This is a genomic window from Glaciihabitans sp. dw_435 (assembly GCF_018449675.1).
Lineage (GTDB): Bacteria > Actinomycetota > Actinomycetes > Actinomycetales > Microbacteriaceae > Glaciihabitans.
In genome coordinates this window covers 25,418-45,898 of the sequence record NZ_JAAVUZ010000015.1, presented here as the reverse complement: position 1 = coordinate 45,898, position 20,481 = coordinate 25,418, and the positions used below count along the sequence as shown (strand labels likewise).

At 65.1% G+C, this 20,481-nt stretch carries 20 protein-coding genes; 10 read left to right on the top strand and 10 right to left on the bottom strand.

From position 1 onward, the window contains the following. From HB677_RS15360 to HB677_RS15345, 4 genes are all read left to right on the top strand, one after another. On the top strand, window positions 1-1,589 hold a 1,589-nt coding region (locus HB677_RS15360), incomplete at its 5' end, for a DUF6119 family protein (protein WP_213816616.1). 155 nt (window positions 1,590-1,744) lie between these two features. Then, complete coding sequence (locus HB677_RS15355) at window positions 1,745-2,422, top strand: DUF1266 domain-containing protein (protein WP_213816615.1); 678 nt, start codon at window positions 1,745-1,747, stop codon at window positions 2,420-2,422. Window positions 2,423-2,615: 193 nt separating this feature from the next. After that, on the top strand, window positions 2,616-4,109 hold the full coding sequence (locus tag HB677_RS15350) for a PIN-like domain-containing protein (RefSeq protein WP_255546660.1): 1,494 nt from the start codon (window positions 2,616-2,618) through the stop codon (window positions 4,107-4,109). Between the two features lie 154 nt (window positions 4,110-4,263). Further along, complete coding sequence (locus HB677_RS15345; RefSeq protein ID WP_213816613.1) at window positions 4,264-4,605, top strand: hypothetical protein; 342 nt, start codon at window positions 4,264-4,266, stop codon at window positions 4,603-4,605. A 47-nt stretch (window positions 4,606-4,652) separates the two neighbouring features. Here the strand turns inward: HB677_RS15345 and HB677_RS15340 are convergent, their stop codons facing one another. Further along, window positions 4,653-5,090: a MarR family winged helix-turn-helix transcriptional regulator gene (locus HB677_RS15340; RefSeq protein WP_213816612.1), complete on the bottom strand. Its 438-nt coding sequence runs from the start codon at window positions 5,088-5,090 to the stop codon at window positions 4,653-4,655. 80 nt (window positions 5,091-5,170) lie between these two features. Between HB677_RS15340 and HB677_RS15335 the strand changes: the two genes are divergently transcribed. After that, window positions 5,171-5,626, top strand: a complete 456-nt coding sequence (locus HB677_RS15335) for a redoxin domain-containing protein (RefSeq protein ID WP_213816611.1) — start codon at window positions 5,171-5,173, stop codon at window positions 5,624-5,626. Window positions 5,627-5,650: 24 nt separating this feature from the next. Here HB677_RS15335 and HB677_RS15330 read toward each other — a convergent pair whose 3' ends face one another. From HB677_RS15330 to HB677_RS15310, 5 genes are all read right to left on the bottom strand, one after another. Then, complete coding sequence (locus HB677_RS15330; RefSeq protein ID WP_213816610.1) at window positions 5,651-5,926, bottom strand: hypothetical protein; 276 nt, start codon at window positions 5,924-5,926, stop codon at window positions 5,651-5,653. After that, the gene (locus HB677_RS15325; RefSeq protein ID WP_213816609.1) at window positions 5,926-6,264 is read right to left on the bottom strand and encodes a cupin domain-containing protein; all 339 of its coding nucleotides are present in this window, start codon (window positions 6,262-6,264) and stop codon (window positions 5,926-5,928) included. The genes HB677_RS15330 and HB677_RS15325 overlap by 1 nt, the downstream gene beginning before the upstream one ends. Window positions 6,265-6,270: 6 nt before the next feature. Next, window positions 6,271-6,621, bottom strand: a complete 351-nt coding sequence (locus HB677_RS15320) for a VOC family protein (protein WP_213816608.1) — start codon at window positions 6,619-6,621, stop codon at window positions 6,271-6,273. A 60-nt stretch (window positions 6,622-6,681) separates the two neighbouring features. Beyond that, window positions 6,682-9,204, bottom strand: coding sequence for a glycosyltransferase (locus HB677_RS15315; RefSeq protein ID WP_307852620.1), 2,523 nt, complete (start codon window positions 9,202-9,204; stop codon window positions 6,682-6,684). A gap of 529 nt (window positions 9,205-9,733) precedes the next feature. Beyond that, window positions 9,734-11,275 carry a glycosyltransferase family 39 protein gene (locus tag HB677_RS15310; RefSeq protein WP_213816607.1) on the bottom strand — a complete coding sequence of 514 codons (1,542 nt, stop codon included), beginning with the start codon at window positions 11,273-11,275 and terminating at the stop codon, window positions 9,734-9,736. 125 nt (window positions 11,276-11,400) lie between these two features. Here HB677_RS15310 and HB677_RS15305 point away from each other — a divergent pair, with 125 nt between their 5' ends. After that, entirely contained in the window at window positions 11,401-12,600 is a 1,200-nt protein-coding gene (locus HB677_RS15305) for a glycosyltransferase family 2 protein (protein WP_213816606.1), read from the top strand. Window positions 12,601-12,700: 100 nt separating this feature from the next. On the opposite strand, the gene HB677_RS15300 is transcribed toward HB677_RS15305, so the two are convergent. Beyond that, window positions 12,701-13,042 (bottom strand): carboxymuconolactone decarboxylase family protein, encoded by a 342-nt coding sequence (locus tag HB677_RS15300; protein WP_213816605.1) that lies wholly within the window; start codon window positions 13,040-13,042, stop codon window positions 12,701-12,703. Between the two features lie 165 nt (window positions 13,043-13,207). On the opposite strand from HB677_RS15300, the gene HB677_RS15295 reads away from it, so the two are divergent. Beyond that, entirely contained in the window at window positions 13,208-13,609 is a 402-nt protein-coding gene (locus tag HB677_RS15295; RefSeq protein ID WP_213816604.1) for a cupin domain-containing protein, read from the top strand. Window positions 13,610-13,630: 21 nt separating this feature from the next. On the opposite strand, the gene HB677_RS15290 is transcribed toward HB677_RS15295, so the two are convergent. Further along, the gene (locus HB677_RS15290; protein ID WP_213816603.1) at window positions 13,631-14,242 is read right to left on the bottom strand and encodes a TetR/AcrR family transcriptional regulator; all 612 of its coding nucleotides are present in this window, start codon (window positions 14,240-14,242) and stop codon (window positions 13,631-13,633) included. Window positions 14,243-14,290: 48 nt separating this feature from the next. On the opposite strand from HB677_RS15290, the gene HB677_RS15285 reads away from it, so the two are divergent. Then, window positions 14,291-15,205, top strand: coding sequence for an NADP-dependent oxidoreductase (locus HB677_RS15285; RefSeq protein WP_213816602.1), 915 nt, complete (start codon window positions 14,291-14,293; stop codon window positions 15,203-15,205). A 19-nt stretch (window positions 15,206-15,224) separates the two neighbouring features. On the opposite strand, the gene HB677_RS15280 is transcribed toward HB677_RS15285, so the two are convergent. Then, window positions 15,225-15,824 (bottom strand): TetR/AcrR family transcriptional regulator, encoded by a 600-nt coding sequence (locus tag HB677_RS15280; protein WP_213816601.1) that lies wholly within the window; start codon window positions 15,822-15,824, stop codon window positions 15,225-15,227. A 111-nt stretch (window positions 15,825-15,935) separates the two neighbouring features. On the opposite strand from HB677_RS15280, the gene HB677_RS15275 reads away from it, so the two are divergent. Next, the gene (locus HB677_RS15275) at window positions 15,936-17,099 is read left to right on the top strand and encodes an epoxide hydrolase family protein (RefSeq protein ID WP_213816600.1); all 1,164 of its coding nucleotides are present in this window, start codon (window positions 15,936-15,938) and stop codon (window positions 17,097-17,099) included. A 63-nt stretch (window positions 17,100-17,162) separates the two neighbouring features. Further along, window positions 17,163-17,807, top strand: a complete 645-nt coding sequence (locus tag HB677_RS15270) for a LysE family translocator (protein WP_213816599.1) — start codon at window positions 17,163-17,165, stop codon at window positions 17,805-17,807. Between the two features lie 83 nt (window positions 17,808-17,890). Here HB677_RS15270 and HB677_RS15265 read toward each other — a convergent pair whose 3' ends face one another. Further along, window positions 17,891-20,434: a lamin tail domain-containing protein gene (locus HB677_RS15265; RefSeq protein ID WP_213816598.1), complete on the bottom strand. Its 2,544-nt coding sequence runs from the start codon at window positions 20,432-20,434 to the stop codon at window positions 17,891-17,893. Between the last annotated feature and the right edge of the window lie 47 nt (window positions 20,435-20,481).

Sequence of the window (20,481 nt, the reverse complement as noted above, 5' to 3'; positions counted from 1 at the left end):
GCGTCACAAGACTGACGATTTATTTGCTTCAAGCCGGCACTTCCTTAGATGACGCAACCGATCCTGACAAGTCGCCACTTTCCGCGGAGCTTACTTCTGCGTCCGGCATGACTGGGCGGTTCTACTTCAGCAGGACCCCAGTCAATCCGCCCGCGTGGGTCGGCTTCGTTCAGCCGATTGTGTCGACGCCTATCGCCGGCGTCCTGTCGGCGTCCGCCTCCGGACTGCTCGTCGTTGAGGCTTCGGGCCGGCTGTTTGGCGTTTGCTTTGGATACGGACGAGGACTTCTTAACTCGGCCGCAATTGAGCGACTCTTCGGTCTCAAGGTTGCCCTGAACAGAATGGATCCGTCGCAAATCCGAAGCGTGGATACGAAGACGTTCGAAGACATGGTCGTGACGAAAAACACTCACACCAGCAAGAGCAGTGAGCTGCCCAGCTTTGGAGTAGACATTTCTCGGGACATTCTTCGGGCTGTAACGGGGAAGCCGAGAGATTCCACATTCGCTAAGCGGGTTTCCGGCTCGGATGCGCTCGTCATCGCTGTCGACCTACAGGCCCACGATTTGCTGAAGAAGTGCTCCGAGCTGTTGAGCGCATTTCAGGAGACGACTTACAAAACGAATTTTGGTTGGATCGATCAGCTCTCATTAGTGAACGACACGGCAGTCATTGGCAAACTGAGCCAGATGGTCGTGGCGCAGCTCCAATCGAGCGACACCGGATCGACTCACATGGCCATGCCTGAGCCGATCGAGTGGGAAGACAACGACAGTTTCAAGATTGCCGGCACCAAGAAATTGTCGTATGAGGACCTAGATCTCGATGACTATCTATTTGAGCTCGGGTCCGACACCAAAAAGCTGACCATCGACCTCCTGAAATCTAGGAAAGTCTCCGTGAAATTCGGTCGAAGCGGCAACTACGACGCGAGGTGGACTATCTACCAGTGTCTGGTGAGCGAACAAAGGATCGGCACCGACCTTTTCGTGCTGATCGAAGGGAGGTGGTTTGGCGTCAGCGACTCCTTGGTTAAGGAAGTCGACGCATTCGCTACTTCCGTTGTGGACGTGGCGCCCCGCTTACCCACGTCGCTGCCAAAAGAAACTGAACCGGAATACAACAAGCGCGTAGCAGGTGCTGAACCAGATGAGTATCTGCTGTTGGACGCCCGGATCAATCGACCGGGCGGAGCGACCACCGGAATTGAGTTCTGCGACTTGCTCGCGGCGGATGGCACTTTCATACACATCAAACGGAAGTCGAGATCGTCAACGCTCAGCCACCTGTTTTCGCAGGGCACGGTCTCTGCGGAGGCTTTCTTGTCTGATGCGCCTTTCAGGGACGCTGTAAGGGCGTCGATCGCCACGCTAGACGGCGCCAAATCGCGGTGGCTGGCACTGGTTCCGAGCTCTGCCGGCTTGGTGCGGCGGCAGGACCACCGGGTGTCATATGTCGTGCTGGCCGACTCTTCGAAGCCCGGCGTCGACTGGTTGCCCTTCTTCAGCAAATTAAACCTCATGCAGCATGGCCGGCAGCTGAGCACGATGGGCTTGGAAGTCTCGATCGCCCGCATTGGGTCCGTCTGACATCGATTCGCATCCTATGTTCCGCGAGTCGGGCGGCTGTCGGCGGTGCCCACCAGAGTTATGACGGGCCAGTCAAGAGCCGGGAAATCTCAGGAGTTCCGCCAAGATGAGGTGCACGCTTCAACCGCGCACCATCGATGCTGGGGGAACGACTCGTGGGACTGTTTGGCAAGAAGAAGAGCGACGAGCCGGCAGCGGCTGGCGGGGATCCAAACCAGCAGCTGCTGAGTTACGGCGCGATCTTGGTGACGGCGAACAAGCGGAAGCCGGAGACGCTCGGGATGGAGACATCCGGGAAGTTCGATGCGGCGGCGCTTCTGCGGAGTGCGTGGGAGGTGTCCAGCACCGAGGAAGCTCGCGCGACGATCGAGTGGCTGCTGACCGAGGGCGACCGGGACGAGCACGACGACGCCTTCCGTGCGTACCAGAACGGCGACCCGACGATGCTGCCCGCGGCGTCCCGGAAGATGCTCGACACGATTTACAAGGGCGTGAACGGCGCCACGATTCGCGGCGGGAAGATCACGAGGGATCAGCTCGGGTCATCCACCAGCATTCTTGCCTGGGACCTGGAGCGCGCTGCGTTCGTGGCGCGGCTGGCGTTCAACGCGGGGTATCTGAGCGAGGCCGAGGCGTGGGAGGTGCTGGCGCGCGTGCAGGCGGTGGCGCGGGCGAACTACTCCGAGTGGCTGGCGTACCTGATTTCGTTTATCTCCGGGCGCAGCATCGTGATGGCGAACTCGGATGCCGATGAGATGCACTACATCTTCCTCGATGGCCGGAACCTTGACTACATGAAGAAAGAGATCTGGTATCTGAATCCGCTTAGGTGACGGCAGAGCCTGTCTCGAATGCTCGCCTCGAGCAAGAGACGTGACCCCTGTACGTGGGCTAGAACGAGTGCGCGAAGTTTGTGAGACTTAATCAAAGTACGGACTTTGCGATCGTTTGCGCTCGCAGGGACCTCACTATTCGAGCTTTCATTTCAGTGACTTCTGATTTAGACCAATTGGGGCCCCCTTGAACATGTACCGAGGATTTGAGGGTTTCCAGGACCCTACTGAAGAGGAAGTGCTGGAGCTGCTTCGTTCGGCTCCCGTGATTCTCGATGCAAATGTGCTTCTGGATATTTACACTTTCGAGGAACCCGCTCGAGTGCTGGCCCTGAGTCGGCTCGAGGTGTTACAGGAGCGAGCGTGGGTTCCCCATCAGGCTCTGCTGGAATTCTGGCGTAACCGGCAGTCAGTTATTTCGACCCTACAAACTCCCGGGCCGCCCCTTGAAGCGGTTCGCTCTGAGCTGTTCGCGATTGTGAATGGCCTTCGGCCAGATCGGGAGCGGCCTGACGATATTCAACAAATCAGGAACACAATCGAAACTCAGCTGACGGAGATTTCCGACGCGGTGTCCGCTGCGCGAGGAACACCACTAGACGTTGATGCGTTGCTCGCGGATACTAGCCGCGATCCAGTTCTTGAGCGTTTAGAAGGCATCTTGGAGGACCGCGTCGGGGCGCCGTTCGAGTCCGACGAGTATACGAAAATGGTCCAAGAAGGTCTCGATAGATTCGCACTCCAAATTCCCCCCGGGTATGAAGATCTGAAAGATAAGAAAGATCAGATACCAGAAAGAGGAACCGGGGACTTCTTGCTGTGGGAACAGTCCTTGCGCCACGTAAAGGAGACTGGCCAGCATGCGGGGTTTGTCATCGTCACCAATGACAAGAAAGACGATTGGCGAGTCCTTCTCAGCAAGCCAAGGAAACGCGTCCTCGGCGTTCGTCCCGAATTAGTCTCAGAGGCACTGAACCGGACGGGCGCAAAGTTCGTCCTGCTGACGCAGTCGGACTTCTATCGCCTCATGGCCAAGTTGTACCCGGGCGATGACTCGGCGCTCGACTCCCTCATAGATGCGACGACGAGGGGAACCGAAGAAGAGTCGGAAACAGGGGTTGAGACCTGGACGGCGGAGACGTACGGGCGTCTCATTAGCGACCTTCGAGCAACGGGAAATCATGCTCAGGCAGCTGTGATAATTCTGGCCTCCGCCGGGGATGGTTTCGTCGACCGCGCCGCCATTTACGCCAGCGCAGGATTTGCGGAGGAGCGTTCCCTTAGGAGGTTCTCGCTGCCGGCTCAGCGCGCGATGTTGACGCTAATTGAGGAAGGGGTGCTTCGCGAAGAATCCCAGTTGCCGCTGGAGGCGATTTACGAACGACCTGGTAAAACCATTGGCTACAGGGTTCCCGCTGACTTCGTTGAGTTCGAAGCAGCTCGAATGTCGCCGAGGGAAATGACGTGGATATCGGCGGCTGTTGAGGTCGCGAGCCAAGAAAAGAGCCGAGGCTGGTCCGTCGCGGAATTAATAGACGGCATTCGAGATCAGGGTCTTAAAGACTTCTCATCGGCTAAGACGCCAGAAGCAACCCTGCGTAGAGATCTCAATAGTGAGCGGCAAAAAGCATTCACTAGGGGCAGCGACGGACTGTTCACACTGTCTGAGGACGCAGAAATGTTTTAGCGAGCAGCTTTTCAGTCGCACACAGTCCTACATCCGATGAAGAGGGGGAGCAACACCCGTTCGGGGTGAGGGCAGCGGGCGGCGGGGCGAGCACGGTTGGGGCGCCCGGGATGAGGCGTGGCCCGGGGCATCCACTCGTCTAAGGAGGCGCGGCGTGGGGGCGGGAGCGTATCCGATCACCATCATTGTGGTGGTCGCGATCATGATCGGGATCATCTTCTTGCTGCGCTTTGGGGTGCGGCAGGACCGTCGCGTGCGGGACGTGCGGGCGAAGCCCGGCGCGACGCAGAAGCTGGCGATCACGGCGCTGGTGGTGGCGTTCATCGTTCCGCCGGTCGGGGCGCTGCTCGGACACATCGCGCTGTACCGCATCGGCATGGGCGTCGCGCGCGGCCGGCAGATCGCGGAGAACGCGCTCTTCGTCGGCTACGGCCTCTGGGTGCTGGAGATGCTGACGTACGTGGTGCTGTATCCGGGGCTGCGCTGGTTCGACTGAGCGTCGGTCGGCTGGGCGAGTGCCGGTGCCCACTGCACTCGAGGGGGCTACTTGGTCTCGAGGTGCGTAGTCAGGCGGGTGATGGCGTCGCGGACCGCGGCGTACTCGGTTTCGCCGAGGTGATCCGCGAACTCGCGCTCCATCTGGGCGAGGATCTCGAAGGCCGTCGTGAACGCCGTGTGGCCTTTGTCGCTGAGAACGACAAGTTTCGCGCGGCGGTCGGCCGGGTCATCCACTCGTCGAATGTAATTGGTCTTCTCGAGGTCGTCGATCATCTCGCCCATGGCCTGCTTGGTCACGCCGAGCTGGGATGCGAGCACGCTCGAGCGGGCGCCACCCCTGGCGAGGAGTTCCAGGAGCATCGAGTGGCGCATGCGCAGATCGCTGTAGCCGGCCTCAGCCAGGCGGCGGAAGATCTCGGTTTCGAAGGCTTTGGTCAGGCGGGTGGAGTCCATGCCCAGTGGGATGAATTCGGTGTCCGTCATGTTCGAAGAGTAGCCGAATACGAAATAGTAAGGTAGCTTTACCGACAAGTTACCTTACTAATTTCTTCCGGAGGCTTCACATGATTGAAATCGGCTCAACGCCCACGCTCTCGCTCGTCAGCACGGAGGGAAAGTCCTTCGACCTGAAGTCCAACGAGGGTGACAAGGGCGTGTTCGTGTACTTCATGCGCGCGCTGTCGTGCGCGCAGTGCAACGCCGCTGTCGCGAAGATGGCGAAGGGACACGACGCGTTTGACAAGGCTGGCGTGCGTGTTGTGATTGCCGTTCCGGAAGACCTCGCCTCGGCCACCGCCTGGAAGGCGAAGAAGGCCCTGCCGTTCGACGTGGTGGTTGGCCAGTCGGGCACCGCCCACGAGGAGGTCGGCCTGCTGCGCAAGGTGTTCGGTCTGCTGCAGCAGTCGGGAAGCATCCTGCTCGACCGCGACGGTGTCACCCGCTACGCGCACGTGTCCACCAACCCGGGCGCGAGCTACAACGAGGCCGAGGTTGCTGGGGCTATCGCGCAGCTGGCGTAAGGCAGCCCGCGTTCGGCGCGACCGCTACGTGACGGGCTCCTGCTTGCCGGCATCCGCCCCATGCTTCGCCTCGAAGGCGAGCCGTAACTTGCGGGAGCTGCGCAGCTGCATCGCTCCGTTCAGGAGGATGAACGCGGCCAGTGCGGGGAAGTACCAGTCGAGATGGAGCTCGCTGTCCACGAAGGCGAGCAGCACCTCCCCGATGAGTAGCACGCCGCCGAGGGACGCGAGGCAGATACCGACGATACGGACACGGTTGATTCCGTGACGCTCCTGGATCAGGGACGGCCGCGTGTCCATCAGCTGACGAACACGAGTTCGGGCTGCGTGTCCGCCTCCAGCAGGAAGTAACCGAGGAACGTGACACCTTCGTCGGTCGCGTCGAACTTGGTGATGGTGGTAGCGGATGGCTCGTAGAAGGTGTCACCGGCGTGCAACGTGACCTCCGGGTCATCCGCTACCTGAAAGACGACAGAGCCCTGCTCGATGGTTCCGAACACGGGCCCGTTGTGGGTGTGGGCGCCGAGCGCGGTGGACGGGGCGATCGTGATGCGCCGCACCTCGACATGGGACACGGCCAATGCCGCGGGGAGAGAGTGGTCGGACAGGATGACGCGGGAGACGGGCGATTCGGTCACGGGGGCTCAGCCCAGCTCGGTGACGAAGCCGATGGCGTTGCCGTCCGGATCGGTGAGTTCGAAGTATTCGACGGCTCCCTCGAAGCGTTGCACGTCGGAGACTGTCAGGCCCTTGTCGGCGAAGAGTAGCTGCGTGGCCGTCGCGTCGTCGACGCTGATGTTCAGGGAGATGCCCTCGACGTCGGCGGTGTCGGGGAGCTCGGCGAGTTGCAGCCAGACGGGGCCGAGGTTCCACTCGGCGAGGCCGGGCAGTGGCTCCTGGTCGGGAGCGCCGAGGTCGAATGCGTTTTGGTACCAGGCCGTCGCGCGAGCCAGGTCGGTTACGGGGATGCCGATGGTCGCCTCATTGAACTTCATAGGGGGACCCTACTAAAGGCGGCTGCCGCGGCGGCACCCCTGTTCGCTGGGTGAACCGGCTTAGGCGGTGTCGGTGCGCTGGGCGAGCTCCGCGGTCCGCGTCGCGATGTGGAACTCGCGCACGGCCGCCGCGTTGTAGGCGTCCACGTCGAGGGCGGCGGGCTCTACCTCGCCACGGAGGAACGCTTCCATTCCCTGTGCGAGAGCCGCGTCATCCTGATCCACGACCAGAATGTGGGACTCGGGAAGCGCGTCGCGCACCGTCGCGAAGTCGACCGACACAATGGGCAGCCCCGCGATGGCGGCCTCGAGCAGCACCATCGGCTGACCCTCGTAGTTGCTCGACAGCACGAAGCAGTCTGCGTTGGCCAGCAGCGGGAACGGGTTCGAGAACGGGCCGACCACGAACGCGGCGTCGGTGAGTCCCAGGTGAGTGACGAGGTGCTCGAGGTGCGACTGGAGGGGGCCGTATCCCACGACCAGGAGGCGCGCTTCGGGGTGGCGGTCGCGAATCATGGCGAACGACCGGAGCAGGCGCTCCTGGTTCTTCTCGGGCGAGAAACGTCCTACCGAGACGAACCAGCGCAGGTCGTCGCGGTGCTCGAGATCGTTGAGCCAGGTGCCGGCGCTGGCGTCTTCGGTCTCCTCAAGCGAGGTCAGCGGCTCGAGGAGCCCCTGCTCGACGTGGGAGGCGTCGACCATGTTGCGGGCGGCGACGAAGTGCTCGGGCTCGAGGTTCCAGCGCGCGGCGAGAGACTTCGCGTTGACCTCGGCCAGGCTCTCGGAGACCGAGATGAGCGAGTCGAACCGGGAGTAGGTGGCGAACACCGCGGGCAGCGAGCGGCGCATGCGCATGCGGCCGCGGGTGACCCGGCGGGTCTCGGACTCCATGTCGTTGTGCAGCCAGATCGACCGGATCGCGTCGGGCGAGTGCGAGAAGAGATTGGCCCAGAAGGGGCTGTATCCGCTGAAGTCGATGACGGCGTCAAACGTGCTGTCGCCGAAGCAGCGTTCCCACTCGTCGGCCCACATGGTCTGCAGGCTGGCGGGCTCGGTCGGGCGCGGGGCTCGGGTCGTCGCGTTGCGCACGCGGCGCAGGGTGTGCGTTGTCTTGTGGCCGTTCATGCCGCCGAAGCGGTGGAACTGCCGCACGTGCGGCGGGATGCGCAGCTGGTTGGCGCGCTGGTCGTCACCGCCCGGCTTCTGCAGGATGACGGACACGTCGAACAGGGAGCTGTCGATCGCGTTCAGCAGGTTGAGCGCGGAGCTGGTGATGCCGTTCGAGCGCATGCCGCCGAGATGCAGCAGGATGCTCGTGCGCGTCGACGACGACAGGGAAACGAGGCGGCGGTCTGCCGTGCGTCCGCGGAACACGATGTCGACGACGCGAGCGGATGCCCCACCATCGTCAAACGGGACGAACTGGTCGAAGTACGCGAGCTGGGTAGGCGAGTACTGCGGTGAGGGCAGCCCGACGGCGTCGAGGATGCCCCGGGCGAGCTCGCTCACGGAGTCGAACACGGCGCCCGGCAGGTCTTCCAGATCGAAGTAGGTGCCGCGGTCGTCCGCGTATTGCTCCGCGTCGGGGATGAAGAAGAACGCCGGACGGTTCAGCGGCAGGTAGTCGACGATGATCGACGAGTAGTCGGTGATGAGCACGCTGGAGATACCCAGCACGGTGTTCGTCGGGATGTCGTTCGGCACCACGATGTGGCTGGCGCCGCCCGTCTTCTGTGCGAGTTCGTAGACGACCTGGTGCGTCTTGAGCAGCACAACGAAGCGGTCGCCGAGGCGAGATTGCAGGTCAGCGGATGCCTCGAGGAGTTCCCGTGCATCGTTGGCGGGGTTCGAGAACGAGGTGCCCTTCCACGTCGGTGCGTACAGCACGATCTCGCGACCGCGGAGATCGATGCCGGCAGCTTCGAGGCGCTGGCGTGCGGCGGTGTCGTCGGCGGGGGTCATCCACTGATGATCCATACGCGGGTAGCCCTCTTCGATCACCTGTCCGCGATAGAGGCCGCCGAGCTTGTACGCCTCTTCGTAGACGCGGTGGGTCATGAACGGGCCGCCGGAGAGGAGGTAGTCCGCCATGAGGAAGTTGCGGAGGGTGTTGGCCGACTCCGCGGCGCCGTCGGGCATGTCGTAGCCCATGAGCTTGAGCGGGGTGCCGTGCCAGGTGTTGACGTAGGTCTGGCCGGGGCGCTTGCTGAAGTCGGCGGGGAACGTCGAGTTGTTGATGAGGTACTGGCTCGTGGCGAGCGCGGCGAAGTACGCGGGGGTGCGGCGGGTGATGAAGCGCACGTTGGGGGCGGAGGCGAACTCCGCCTGAATCTCGGTGTGCCGGGCGAGGTTGTCGAGCACCCAGATGTGGGTGAGGTGCTGCATGTCGGGGGCGCGGAGCAGCTCGCGGAAGATGGCTTCCGGGTTGCAGAGGGCGCCGTTGCCGGCGAACGACTCGTAGAGAACGGAGCCGGAAACGATCGGGCGATCGCGGCTGAACGCGTGCAGTTCGGCGCGCACGCTTCGCTGCGCCTTGCCCAGGGTGCGGCGCAGCGGTGCCTTCAGCCGGTCCAACGGATTCACTGAGAATCCACCTCGGGTGCGGAAAGCACACCCGTTCCAGCTGTCATGCACGTCACTATTTCGTCCTCCATCGTTAGAGGACAGGGTACCAATCGTGCCTGCGAGGTCCCGGACCGCGATTCGGGATGACTCGGACCGCCGCCGCCTCGGCGAAACGAAAGCGGGCGATTGCGCTGAAAACGGTCAGGCGCGCTGGCCCGTTTTCAGCGCTTTCGCCCGTTAACAGCTCGCGCGCGCAAATCGGGCGGGTTTGCAGCGGCCGAGGGCCCGGTGCCGCGTAAACCGGGCGAGTTCGGCGGGGTGAAGCGCGGTGGCGTCCGGATCCGGGCGAGTTCGGCAGCCCCGGGACGCCGGGTGGCGCGCAATCCGGGCGACTTCGGCGCCGGTTCGTGGTTAACGGCGTCACAGCGGGCGAGTTCGGCGCGGACGGGATCACTGCCATTGCTACGACGGGCGAGTTAGGCGCTTCCGGGCGTGCGCGCTCGCCCCGAAGAGCCGCATTCGCCCGTGTTGTGGTCCGAGTGACGCGTCAGGCGCCGGGACGCTCGTACTCGTAGATGACGCTGCGGTGGGTGGCGAACTGGCGGGTCACGGTAAAGCCGAGGTGCTCGAGGTCGTCGCGCCCGGCGGTGTGGGTGGAGCCGTCCACGGAGTACTCGACCATCCACAGTCGGTGCACGCCGTCGAGGCGGCCCAGCGCTGCGGCGTCGGCGATCGAGTACGCGCGGTCGTACCAGCTGAGGCTGGTGCGGTACGGCGACTTGAGAGTGACATCCTCGAGGCCGGTGTAGTCCGCCGGGTACACGTGCATCGCCAGCCGGGGTCGGAGGGAGGGGCGGGTCGTCTCGTCGAAGGCGATGGCATCCCCGGGTTCGGCGTGGGCGCCAATCACCTCGCTGATCTGGGCGAAGTCGCTCTCGTTCTTTGCGTAGGGCTGGCGCTGGTTGAACCAGACCGGGACGGCGCACAGGGTGATGATGACGAGGCCGGCCGCGACCAGTGGGGCACGGCGACGCGCGGCCCAGTCGAGTCCTACGGCGATGAGAAGTGCCACGGCGGGCGCACAGTACGAGAGGTAGCGGGGTGTGTAGATGTGGGCGATGGGGTCGGTGCTGATGAGGATGACGGCGGGCACGAAGGCCCAGGTCGCGGCGAGAACATCGAGGCGGGGCATCCACCCCTCCGACGGCAACCGGGGCAGGCGGCTGCGCGACCTCCATGCGAGGATGCCGGCGACGAGGGCGAGGAGGATGAGCGTCCACGCGACAATGGCGAACAGGGGCTCGCCGAACCAGAGGTCGACGGTGACCTTGCGCCCGCTCACCTCGTCGTAGCGCTGGAGGAACGAGATCTGCCCGCGCTCGACGTATCCCCACACGATGATGGGGCTGGCGGACGCGACGACGATCGCGATGGTTTTCAGCCACCGCAGCATAAAGGCGCGGGAGACGCGCGCGCTCAGCAGCACCAGCGCGTGCGCGATGATGATCAGCACCACATAGAGGAACACGTAGGTGCCGAACGCGAGCAGCGCGCCGTACGCGAACCACCAGCGGCGCGAGGCGGTGCGTCGCTCGAGCAGCACCAGCAGCAGCACCGTCAGCCATGCGACGATGGCGGCGGAGAAGGCGTACGAGCGGGTTTCCGAACCCATGTAGGTGACGCGGGGGAGCACCGCGCAGATGATTCCGGCGGCGATCGCGATGCGGGTGCCGCCGAGGCGGCGGGCGATCACCATGACCGCGGCGACGGTGACGCCGATCGCGAAGGCGCTCGGCAGCCGCACCGAGAACGGGGAGCTGCCGAAGATCCCGACCCACACGTGCAGGCCGAGGTAGTAGACGGCGTGCACGGCGTCCACGTGCGTGATCATTGCGGCGAGGCTCACGACGCTGCGGTTGGCGGACATCACGCTGGCGGCCTCGTCGCCCCAGAACGACGGAATCCACGACCCGATAGCCGAGACCAGCACCGCCGCGACCGACACGACCACGACGACGATCGCAAACCGGGGTCGCCGCGGCACGCCCGGTCGAATGCGGGAGGTGTCGATGGAAAGGTTCGTCGTCATGAGGTTGGTTAATGGTCACACGCCGCATTCACTCATTCTGTGATGTTCATCCCAAGGATGCTCGGAGTTCTCTGCCGCCCCGTATTCTTAGTGCTTTCTGGCACGCGTGCGGCGAAGGTGGGGGTATGGACGTCACGATCATTGTCCCGACCTTCAACGAGGCGCCGAATGTGCGCACGCTGGTGGGGCGCATCACTGCCGCGCTGGATGGGCGTGTTGCCGAGATTGTCTTTGTCGATGATTCGACGGATGACACACCCGCCGTGATTCGCGCGGTGGCGGCCGAGTCCGCCCTGCCCGTGCGGCTGATTCATCGTGCAGAGCCCGTCGGCGGGCTGTCCGGTGCCGTGCTCGAAGGAATCGCCGCGAGCACGGGCAACTGGATCGTCGTGATGGACGGGGATTTGCAGCATCCGCCGGAGATGATCCCGGTGCTGCTGGCCAGCGGCGTGGAGCAGAATGCCGACGTCGTGGTGGCCTCACGGCACCTCGACGGTGGGTCATCCCGCGGCCTCGACAACCAGTTTCGGCATCTCGTGTCGAGCGGCAGCACGGTGCTGACCCGGGCGATGTTCCCGATCAAGCTGCGCAACGTCACCGACCCGATGACGGGGTTCTTCGCCCTGCGTCGCGATTCCGTTGACCTCAGCGACCTGCGCCCGCGTGGTTTCAAAATTTTGCTCGAGATTCTCGCCCGCACGAACCTGGTCGTGGTCGAGGAACCGTTTGTGTTCGGCAAGCGTGAGGCCGGGTCATCCAAGGCCGACCTGCGCCAGGGACTGCGGTTCATCACACAGCTGGGTGCGCTGCGGTTCGGGCGGCTCTCGGGCTTCGCCGTGGTTGGCGCCATCGGAGCGATCGCCAATGTCGCGATCATGGGTGCGCTGCAGGCGTTCGGCGTTTGGTACCTCGCGGCCGCGATCACCGCCGCGATCATCACGATCATCGGCAACTTCGTGCTGCTGGAGCGCTTCGTGTTCCACGATCTGCGGGATGGCGGGCGGTCGGTCTGGATCCGCTTCGCACAGTCGCTGGCGTTCAACGGCACCGAAACAGCCGTGCGCACGACCGCGCTCTACTTCATCGTGGAAGCGCTGCCCGTGCCGAGCCTCATCGTGCAGGCCCTGCTCATCGCGGTCGGCTTCGTCGTGCGCTTTGTGTACCACTCCCGCATCGTGTACCGACCCGCGCGCACGACGGCCCCGGCCCCCTCGGTCGCGTTGTCGGTTGCGCCGGAGTCGGAGATCGCGTCGGCGTCGGCCTCCTCGTCGGCATCAGCCTCTGGTTCTGCCGAAGACGATGCGGCGTCGCCCACCGAGGCCTGATCTAGCTCTCGTAGTTCGGTGGGGCGCGGCCTCCCGTGCTTCGGCAGGAACGCTCTCTCGTCGTTCGGCGCGCGAGCAACGCCGGTCACGCGGGCGCTGGCTACTCGGAGAAGACGCGCTTGGCGACGTTCATCGAGCCCATGCCCTTGGGCCAGCCCGCGTAGAAGGTGACGTGGGTGATGGCTTCGATGAGTTCGTCCTGGCTGACGCCATTCTCGACCGCGCGGCCGAGGTGGAAGGCGAGCTGGTCGTAGTCGCCTCCGGCGGCGAGCACCGCGACCGTGATCAGGCTGCGGTCGCGGGGAGAGAGCTCGGGGCGGTTCCAGACATCCTCGAACAGCACATCGTCGGTGAGTTCGGCGAGCTTCGGAGAAAAGTCGCCGAGGGTGCGGCGGCCGCCGCCCACCTGCGTGGGGTACTGGTTGCTGGTCGAGTCAGTCATGCGATGTGTCCTTTGTGTCGATGGAGTAGTGGTGGTTGGGTTCCACCCAACCGCAGATCCCGCGCGCGAGGGAGACCCTGCTGATGGGCGTACCAGCAGGGTCTCCCTCACCGAACGTGACCGTCGTAGCGTCGTGAGGAGTACAGCCAAGACGAAGGAATACCCATGGAAATCCGGCCTCAGAAGCCGACCATCCTGAACCCGAGCGAGCAGTTTCCCGGCCAAGTCTGGCTCGACCTCATCGCGACCCCACAGACCGACGACCAGCGCGTGACCGTTGCCAAGGTGCGATTTGCCCCCGGGGCCCGCACCGCCTGGCACCACCACGCCCGCGGTCAGTTCCTCCACGTCACCGAGGGAGTCGCCCGCTTCGGCACCCGTGACGGCAAGGTCATCGAGGTTCACCCCGGACAGACGATTTATGCGGCCCCCGGCGAGGAGCACTTCCATGCTGCCAGCCAGGGCACCTTCATGGAACACATCGCAATCATCGAAGCGGCGGATGACCCCACGAAGTCGACCACCTGGCTCGAGCAGATCACCGACGAGGACTACAACGGCAAGTAGTCGCCGGTATCGGGATAGCGCTCAGCTGCGGGTGAGCGGGAGGCGAACCGCGGGCGGAAGCGGCGCCTCCGCCTGAAATGACTGCAGCATCAGGGCCGCGAAGCGCCGGGACGCGGCCACCCGCATCTCGGGCGTCTCGGCGCGAATGCCCTCGTTTGCCATGAGCGCGAGGCTGATGTCCTCGATCACGAAGTCGCCGCGGAGGACACCGGTGGCCTTCGCGCGGCGGACGAGTCCGGCCATGAGGCGCAGGGAGGTGTCCCGCTGCACGGTGAAATCCTCGGCCCTCGGCAGCTGCGAGGTGAAGGCCCGCGCGAAACCCCGGTCGAGGGCGTGCATCACCATGAGTTTCTCGATGGCGACGGAGAAGCCGCGCCATGGGTCATCCGCTGCCAGGCCCTCTTCGACGATCGCCGCGCAGGACGCGAGCTGATCCGCGAAGGCCTCGGTCAGGAGCGCCTCCTTGGTGGGGAAGTGGCGATAGAGCGTGGCGGGGCCGACCGCTGCGCGCCGGGCGATCTCGCGCAGCGGGACGTCGATGCCCTCGGCGGCGAAGCTGGCGCGGGCGATGGCGAGGATGCGGGCGCGATTGTCGCGGGCGTCCGATCGCTGCGCTATCACTTCGGTGGTCATGGCTTTCACTTTAGTCAAACGGACGGGGTGCTCCGTTAGCGTCGGGGCATGAGAGCTGTGCAATTTGATGAATACGGTCCGGCCGATGTGGTGCACGTCGCGGAGGTGGCGGAGCCGCACGCGGGTGCCGGGGAGATTCGGATCGCGGTGCGGGCGTCGGGGGTGTCGGCCGGCGAGATGCGGATTCGCGCGGGGGAGATGCGCGCGATGCTGGCGATCGAGTTTCCGTATCGCACCGGGTTTGATGCGGCGGGTGTGGTCGATGAGGTGGGCGACGGCGTCCTCGGGGTGCAGGTCGGCGACGAGGTGTTCGGGTACACCGGATCCGCGTCGCGCGGCGCGAACGCCGACTTCGCGGTGCTCGTGGCGTGGGCGGCGAAGCCGTCCGCCTGGAGCTGGGAGGAAGCCGGCGGTGCCGCGGGCGGTGTGGAGACTGCGACGCGCGTGCTTGACCTTCTCGGTGTGAGTACGGGCGACACGGTGCTGGTGCAGGGCGCCGCCGGCGGGACCGGGAGCATTGTGGTGCAAATGGCCGTGGCGCGGGGAGCCGCGGTGATCGGGACGGCGCGGGAGGCGAATCATCCGTTCCTCGCATCGTTGGGGGCCGTGCCTACGACGTATGGTGACGGGCTCGTCGAGCGCGTGAGTGCGCTGGCGCCCGAGGGTGTCGACGCGGTGATTGATTGCGCGGGCGGCGCGCTGGCGCACCTGGTGGCGATCGCCGGAGACCCGGCGCGAGTGGTGACGATTGCCGACATGACGGCGGCTGAGCATGGCGTGCACATGTCCCGTGGCGGAGTGGATCCGTTGGCGGTGCATGGGCTGGCGCTCGCGGGCGCTCTGGCGGATGCGGGCGAGCTCAGGATCCCGGTGGCGGCGGCGTTCGCGTTGACCGATGTGGCCGACGCGCATCGGCTGAGCGAGAGCCGGCACGCGCGCGGAAAGATCGTCCTGGTGAACTGAGCGCCGCGGGCGACGCGCGTTAGTGCTGGGTGGCGACGAGCTCCGTGGCGCGTGCCTCGGGGACTCCGAGGATCAGCAGGCTCGTGACGGTGGCCGCGCTGGCGCTCAGGCTTTCGCCGGCGATGTTGTTGTCCGCGATGCTGAAGACGGCGGCGTAGGCGACCTGGCTGAGGATTTTCGCTGGCAGGTGGTGACCGAATGCTCCGCTGTCCTGCCCCTTCTGCACGAGAGTGGCAAGGGCCTCATCGACCGGTCCGAGCAGCGCGTGGATTTCCTCCCCGTACTCGCCGCGCCGCAGGGCAAGCAGTACGCGGTACCGGTGGGCCAGAGGCCACAGGCGGGAAATGAAATCGACCCACACCGCTTCGGCGGCGTCATGGGAGGCGTTGGCTTCGTCGAGCACCGCCGCGAACTCGTCCACCGCGCGTTGCGAGAGAGTTCGCACGAGGTCGGCGCGAGTGGGGAAATATCCGTAGACCGTGCGCCGCACCACGCCTGCGGCCGAGGCGATGTCGCCCATGCCGGCGTCCGGGTTCTGCCCCAGTACCTCGAGGGCAACATCGAGGAGGCGCTTGCGCGTGTCATCCATGGATCGCGTGCGGACGGATTCGGTGGTCACCCGTGAAGTATTGCACACTCGTGTGCAACGGAGTAGATTGCACACCGGTGTGCATTTGCACATCCGTGTGCAACGAAATGTTGCACGGTGATTTGTTCAGAAAGCACGGTCATGACCACATCGACGCCCGCACCCGCATCGCTCATCCGCCCGTTCACCGTCGCGATTCCGGACTCCGAGATCGACGACCTGAAGCTCCGGCTGGCTAGAACCCGCTGGCCGAACACGGAAACCGTTCCCGACTGGTCGCAGGGTGTTCGGGTGGACAACGCCCGATCGCTCGTTGACTACTGGCAGCACGAGTACGACTGGCGTCGGTTCGAGCGGGAGCTCAACGGACTCCCGCAGTTCGTGACGGAGATCGACGGACTCGACATCCACTTCATCCACGTCCGGTCGAAGAATCCGAAGGCCATGCCGCTGATCCTGACCCACGGGTGGCCGGGCTCGATTGTCGAGTTCCTGAAACTCATTGGACCCCTCACCGACCCGGTGGCGTTCGGGGGAGACATCGACGACTCGTTCGACGTCGTCATCCCTTCATTGCCAGGGTTCGGTTTCTCGGGCAAGCCGGCCGAGACGGGGTGGACCATTCAGCGCATTGCCGCGGCATGGGTGGAGCTCATGAACCGCCTCGGCTATGAGAAGTGGACAGCCCAGGGTGGTGACTGGGGTTCTGTCGTCACCACCGCGCTGGGGGCGATGCAGCCGGAAGGTCTGCTCGGGATTCACCTGAACTCGCAATACGCGTTCCCCGCCGTGATTCCCGACGTGCTGTCACCGGAGGAGCGCTTCGCCGTCGATGGGCTCGCTCTCTATGGCGGTTACCTCGGCGGGTCCAACCACCTCCAGGGAACGAAGCCCGAAACTGTCGGCTTCGCCCTGGCGGATTCTCCGGCCGGGCAGGCGGCCTGGATCTACGAGAAGTTCCAGTCGAAGACCGACAATGATGGCCTCGCCGAGGACGCGCTCAGCGTCGATGACATGCTCGACGCGATCTCGCTGTACTGGTTCACCAACAGCGCGGCATCGTCCGCGCGCATCTACTGGGAGAACAGGTCCGGCACCATGGCGGGACCGCAACTCACGCTGCCGGTGGCGGTGACGGTGTTCCCCCGGGACATCCCACGCTTGCCGCGAAGCTGGATCGAAGACACCTACACCAACCTCATTCACTACGGTGAGGCGGAGCATGGTGGCCATTTCGCAGCGTTCGAACAGCCCGACATCCTGGTCAGCGAGATCCGCGCGGGGCTGAGGAGCCTTCGCTCGTAGCCCACTGCCGGGGCATCCGCCACAATGGTGCTGTACCGCACCCCTACGATGACCGGAGGCCCCATGCTGCCCGCTGCTAACGCCGGTGCCTTCGCTCTGACGGCGCTCGCGCTGATCGTCATCCCGGGACCGACGGTGCTCTTCGTCATCGGCCGATCCCTCGCGCTCGGACGCAAGGCGGGCTTCGTCAGCGTGCTCGGCAACTCGATCGGGATGGTCCCCGCCATCGTCGCCGTCTCGTTCGGCGTCGGCGCGCTCGTCGCCGAGTCGCTGCTGCTCTTCACGATCATCAAGTTCGCGGGCGCGGCCTACGTCATTTACCTCGGTGTGCAGACCATCAGACACCGGGATGCCACGACCGAGGCGGTCACGGCGGCGGCGTCGGGTCCTTCGCCCTCGACCATTCGGTTGCTCCGCCAGGGGTTCCTCGTCGGGGTATCCAACCCCAAAACGATCGTGTTCTTTATCGCGGTGCTGCCGCAGTTTGTGGACTTCAGATCGGACGCGATTCCCGCGCAGATGATGCTGCTCGGTCTGATCTTCCTCGGCATCTCCGTCGCGAGCGACACCGTCTGGGCCGTCGTCGCGGGCACCGCACGCGCCTGGTTTGCGCGCAGCCCGAAGCGGCTGTCGCAGGTGAGCGCGGGAGGCGGAATCACCATGATCGGCCTGGGCGCGGTGCTCGCCGTCAGCGGCAACAAGCACTGAGCCCGGGCTGGCCCCCGGATCGAACGCAACAGGGGCGCCTCACCGTTGTCTGGTGAGGCGCCCCTGTGTACGTGACGTGTTAGCTAGCGGCTGCGGACCACGGCGACGGTGTTGCCCGTGCGCGTGGGGACGAGCCCGCGCACCACGAGGCTGACGGCGCCGCGCGCGGATGACGGCGTGGTGACCTTCACTGCGAAGCTCCCCGAGCCGGACGCGTGCGCGGTTGCAACCGAGATGCGCTTGCCGCCGTAGGTGAGCACGAGCGGCTCGCCCGGTGCCAGGCCCTTCACCGAGATGGTGAAGGTGAGTCCGGCGACCACCGAGGAGCGGGACAGCGTCAGCCCGAGCGACTTCGACTTCGCCACAACGTACGTTGCGGTGGTGCCGGTGCGCTCGGTCGTGGAGCCCACGAACAGCAGCGCCTGCTTGCCCTCAACGATGTTCGCCGCGATCGAGAAGCGCGCCTCGCCCACACCGTCGGCGTCTGCCGTCCCGGTGTAGACCGTCGTGCCCTGCAGACGAACGTAGAAACGTTCCTTCGGAGCAAGACCGGATGCGCTCGCCGAGATCGTCGAACCCTGCACGTGCAGTCCGGCGGTCGTTGTCGCGCGGAACGTGGTCGCCGGCAACGGGGTGTTCGTCGGCGCGCCCGTGGGTGTGCCAGTGGGCGTGGGTGTCGCGGTCGGCGTTGGGTCGGACGGGACGGTGGATGCCACGCAGTCGATGGTTCCCTGACGCAGCGAGTATCCGCCGTCCTGGTCGTCGTCGGCCCAGAAGACCGGCTTCGATCCGTTGACACACAGCGCCTGCGGGGCGGTGACGAATCCCTCGTTGTTGAGGTTGCCCATGTTCGCCGGGCGGTTGTAGACCGTGGTCACCGCAAAGTGTCCCGCGGTCGTCCCGGTCGCGGCGACATCCAGCAGTGCGAACTGACCGCCACAGGTGTTGTCGCAGACGGCCCAGAGAGCCGACTTCTCGGCGTCCCACTGCACCTCCATGACTGCGGGGAAGCCGGTCGTGATCGTCGCGAGGCGCGTCAGTTTCGAGCCATCCGTCTGGTCCAATGCGTAGGCGTAGATGGAACCCGTGCCCTCAACGCCGACGAAGAACAGTCCGGCGCCGTGGTTGGGGTAGCGGCTCGGGTCGTAGGTCTTGCCGGTGGTCTCGTCGATGAAGCCCTTGCTCACGAGCGCCGCGTCGGGCACAAGGGCAACGCCCTCCGGGCCCAGGTTGGAGCCGAGCACCGGCAGATCGGCGGTGAGGTTCCACTCGATCGTGGCGTTGATGGACGTTGTGGTCCCGGTGGTGTCGAACCGCAGCACGGCCGGACGGCTGACGCCGCTCGCGCTGTTGTTGCGTTCCACCGAGGCGTAGACGGCTCCGGGCGTGACAACCAGGCCTTCGGTGTCGGGGTCTCCGGTGCCGTCGGCGTAGTGGAGCGCCTTGCCGTTAGCCCAGCCGTCGGTGGTGACGGGCACCCACTGCGTGCCGACCTTCTGCAGTCGGTACAGGGTGCTGGGGCCGTTCTTGATGGCCCGCAGGGTGTCCGGCGCGCCGTTGGTGCCGAGCTCGTAGGCGAGGCCGCTCATGTTGGTGCCGAAATAGTTCTGCACGTTCGCGGTGGTGACGTCGGGGCTGCCGGGCCAGGTCAGCGCCGTCGGCACTGTCGGTGGTGTCGTCGGCTCCGAGGTGGGCGGCGTGGTGCTGGTGGAGCAGTCGTTGACAGCGCCGCGGGTCTTCGAGCCCATGACGACAAAGGCACCGGTGCCGTCGGGGCAGCGGCCCCAGGTGGATGGCGCGGAGTCGGTGGTCCACGAAAAGCTGTCGATCAGCGTGGTGCCGTCGGACCGGAACAGGCGCGCGGAGTCCGCACCCTTGCCCAGGCCGAAGCTGTCGGCAACGTCGAACACGACGTAACCGCCAGCCGCGACGGTGGTTCCGGCGGGGATGGTGAAGGACTTCTCGGTCTCATCCTTGAGGACAAGGCCGGATGCATCGAACGCGGCGGTGCTCGTGTTCTTGAGCTCGATCCAGTCCTTGGGGTCTCCGCTGGCATCGATCTCGTTGATCACGAGCGGTGCGGCTGACGGCGTGCCGGTCGGAGTCGCCGTCGGCGTGGCCGTCGGAGTCGCGGTGGGGGTAGCCGTCGGGGTCGAGGTGGGCGGGGTGGTGCTCGTGGTGCAGGTGTTCGGGGCATCCCGAGTCTTCGACTGAGTGATGCCGAAGGCGCCCGTGCCGTCGGGGCAACGGCCCCACGTCGCGGGGGAGGCGTCTGAGGTCCAGGTGTAGCCGTCGATCAGCGTGGTGTTGTCGTTCAGGTAGAGGCGGGCGGCGTCGCCCTTGGCCCCAAGACCGAACGCGTCAGCGACCTCGAACGATGCGTAGCCCCCGGCCGGAATGACCGTGTTGGCGGGGATGTCGAAACGGTCGGCGGCTTTGTCGTCCTTGAGGATCAACCCGCTGGCGTCAACGGCGACCGTGCCGGTGTTCTTGAGCTCGATCCAGTCCTGCGGTGCTCCGCTCGCATCAACCTCGTTGACGACGAGTGTCGGAAGAGCCGGAGCGGCGCTGGCGGAAGGCGCCGCGATGGGGGCAACCGCACTCAGCAGGAGCACGGCCAGAGCCACGGAAGAAGTCGCGGCCGTTACCGGTCGCCAGAATCGTCTTGTCAAGA

Coding starts and splice junctions, on each gene's coding strand:
- HB677_RS15270 (WP_213816599.1), top strand. CDS start 17,163: ATGCTGCCCGCTGCTAACGCCGGTGCCTTCGCTCTGACGGCGCTCGCG.
- HB677_RS15285 (WP_213816602.1), top strand. CDS start 14,291: ATGAGAGCTGTGCAATTTGATGAATACGGTCCGGCCGATGTGGTGCAC.
- HB677_RS15340 (WP_213816612.1), bottom strand. CDS start 5,090: ATGACGGACACCGAATTCATCCCACTGGGCATGGACTCCACCCGCCTG.
- HB677_RS15290 (WP_213816603.1), bottom strand. CDS start 14,242: ATGACCACCGAAGTGATAGCGCAGCGATCGGACGCCCGCGACAATCGC.
- HB677_RS15310 (WP_213816607.1), bottom strand. CDS start 11,275: ATGACGACGAACCTTTCCATCGACACCTCCCGCATTCGACCGGGCGTG.
- HB677_RS15300 (WP_213816605.1), bottom strand. CDS start 13,042: ATGACTGACTCGACCAGCAACCAGTACCCCACGCAGGTGGGCGGCGGC.
- HB677_RS15275 (WP_213816600.1), top strand. CDS start 15,936: ATGACCACATCGACGCCCGCACCCGCATCGCTCATCCGCCCGTTCACC.
- HB677_RS15295 (WP_213816604.1), top strand. CDS start 13,208: ATGGAAATCCGGCCTCAGAAGCCGACCATCCTGAACCCGAGCGAGCAG.
- HB677_RS15305 (WP_213816606.1), top strand. CDS start 11,401: ATGGACGTCACGATCATTGTCCCGACCTTCAACGAGGCGCCGAATGTG.
- HB677_RS15320 (WP_213816608.1), bottom strand. CDS start 6,621: ATGAAGTTCAATGAGGCGACCATCGGCATCCCCGTAACCGACCTGGCT.
- HB677_RS15335 (WP_213816611.1), top strand. CDS start 5,171: ATGATTGAAATCGGCTCAACGCCCACGCTCTCGCTCGTCAGCACGGAG.
- HB677_RS15350 (WP_255546660.1), top strand. CDS start 2,616: ATGTACCGAGGATTTGAGGGTTTCCAGGACCCTACTGAAGAGGAAGTG.
- HB677_RS15330 (WP_213816610.1), bottom strand. CDS start 5,926: ATGGACACGCGGCCGTCCCTGATCCAGGAGCGTCACGGAATCAACCGT.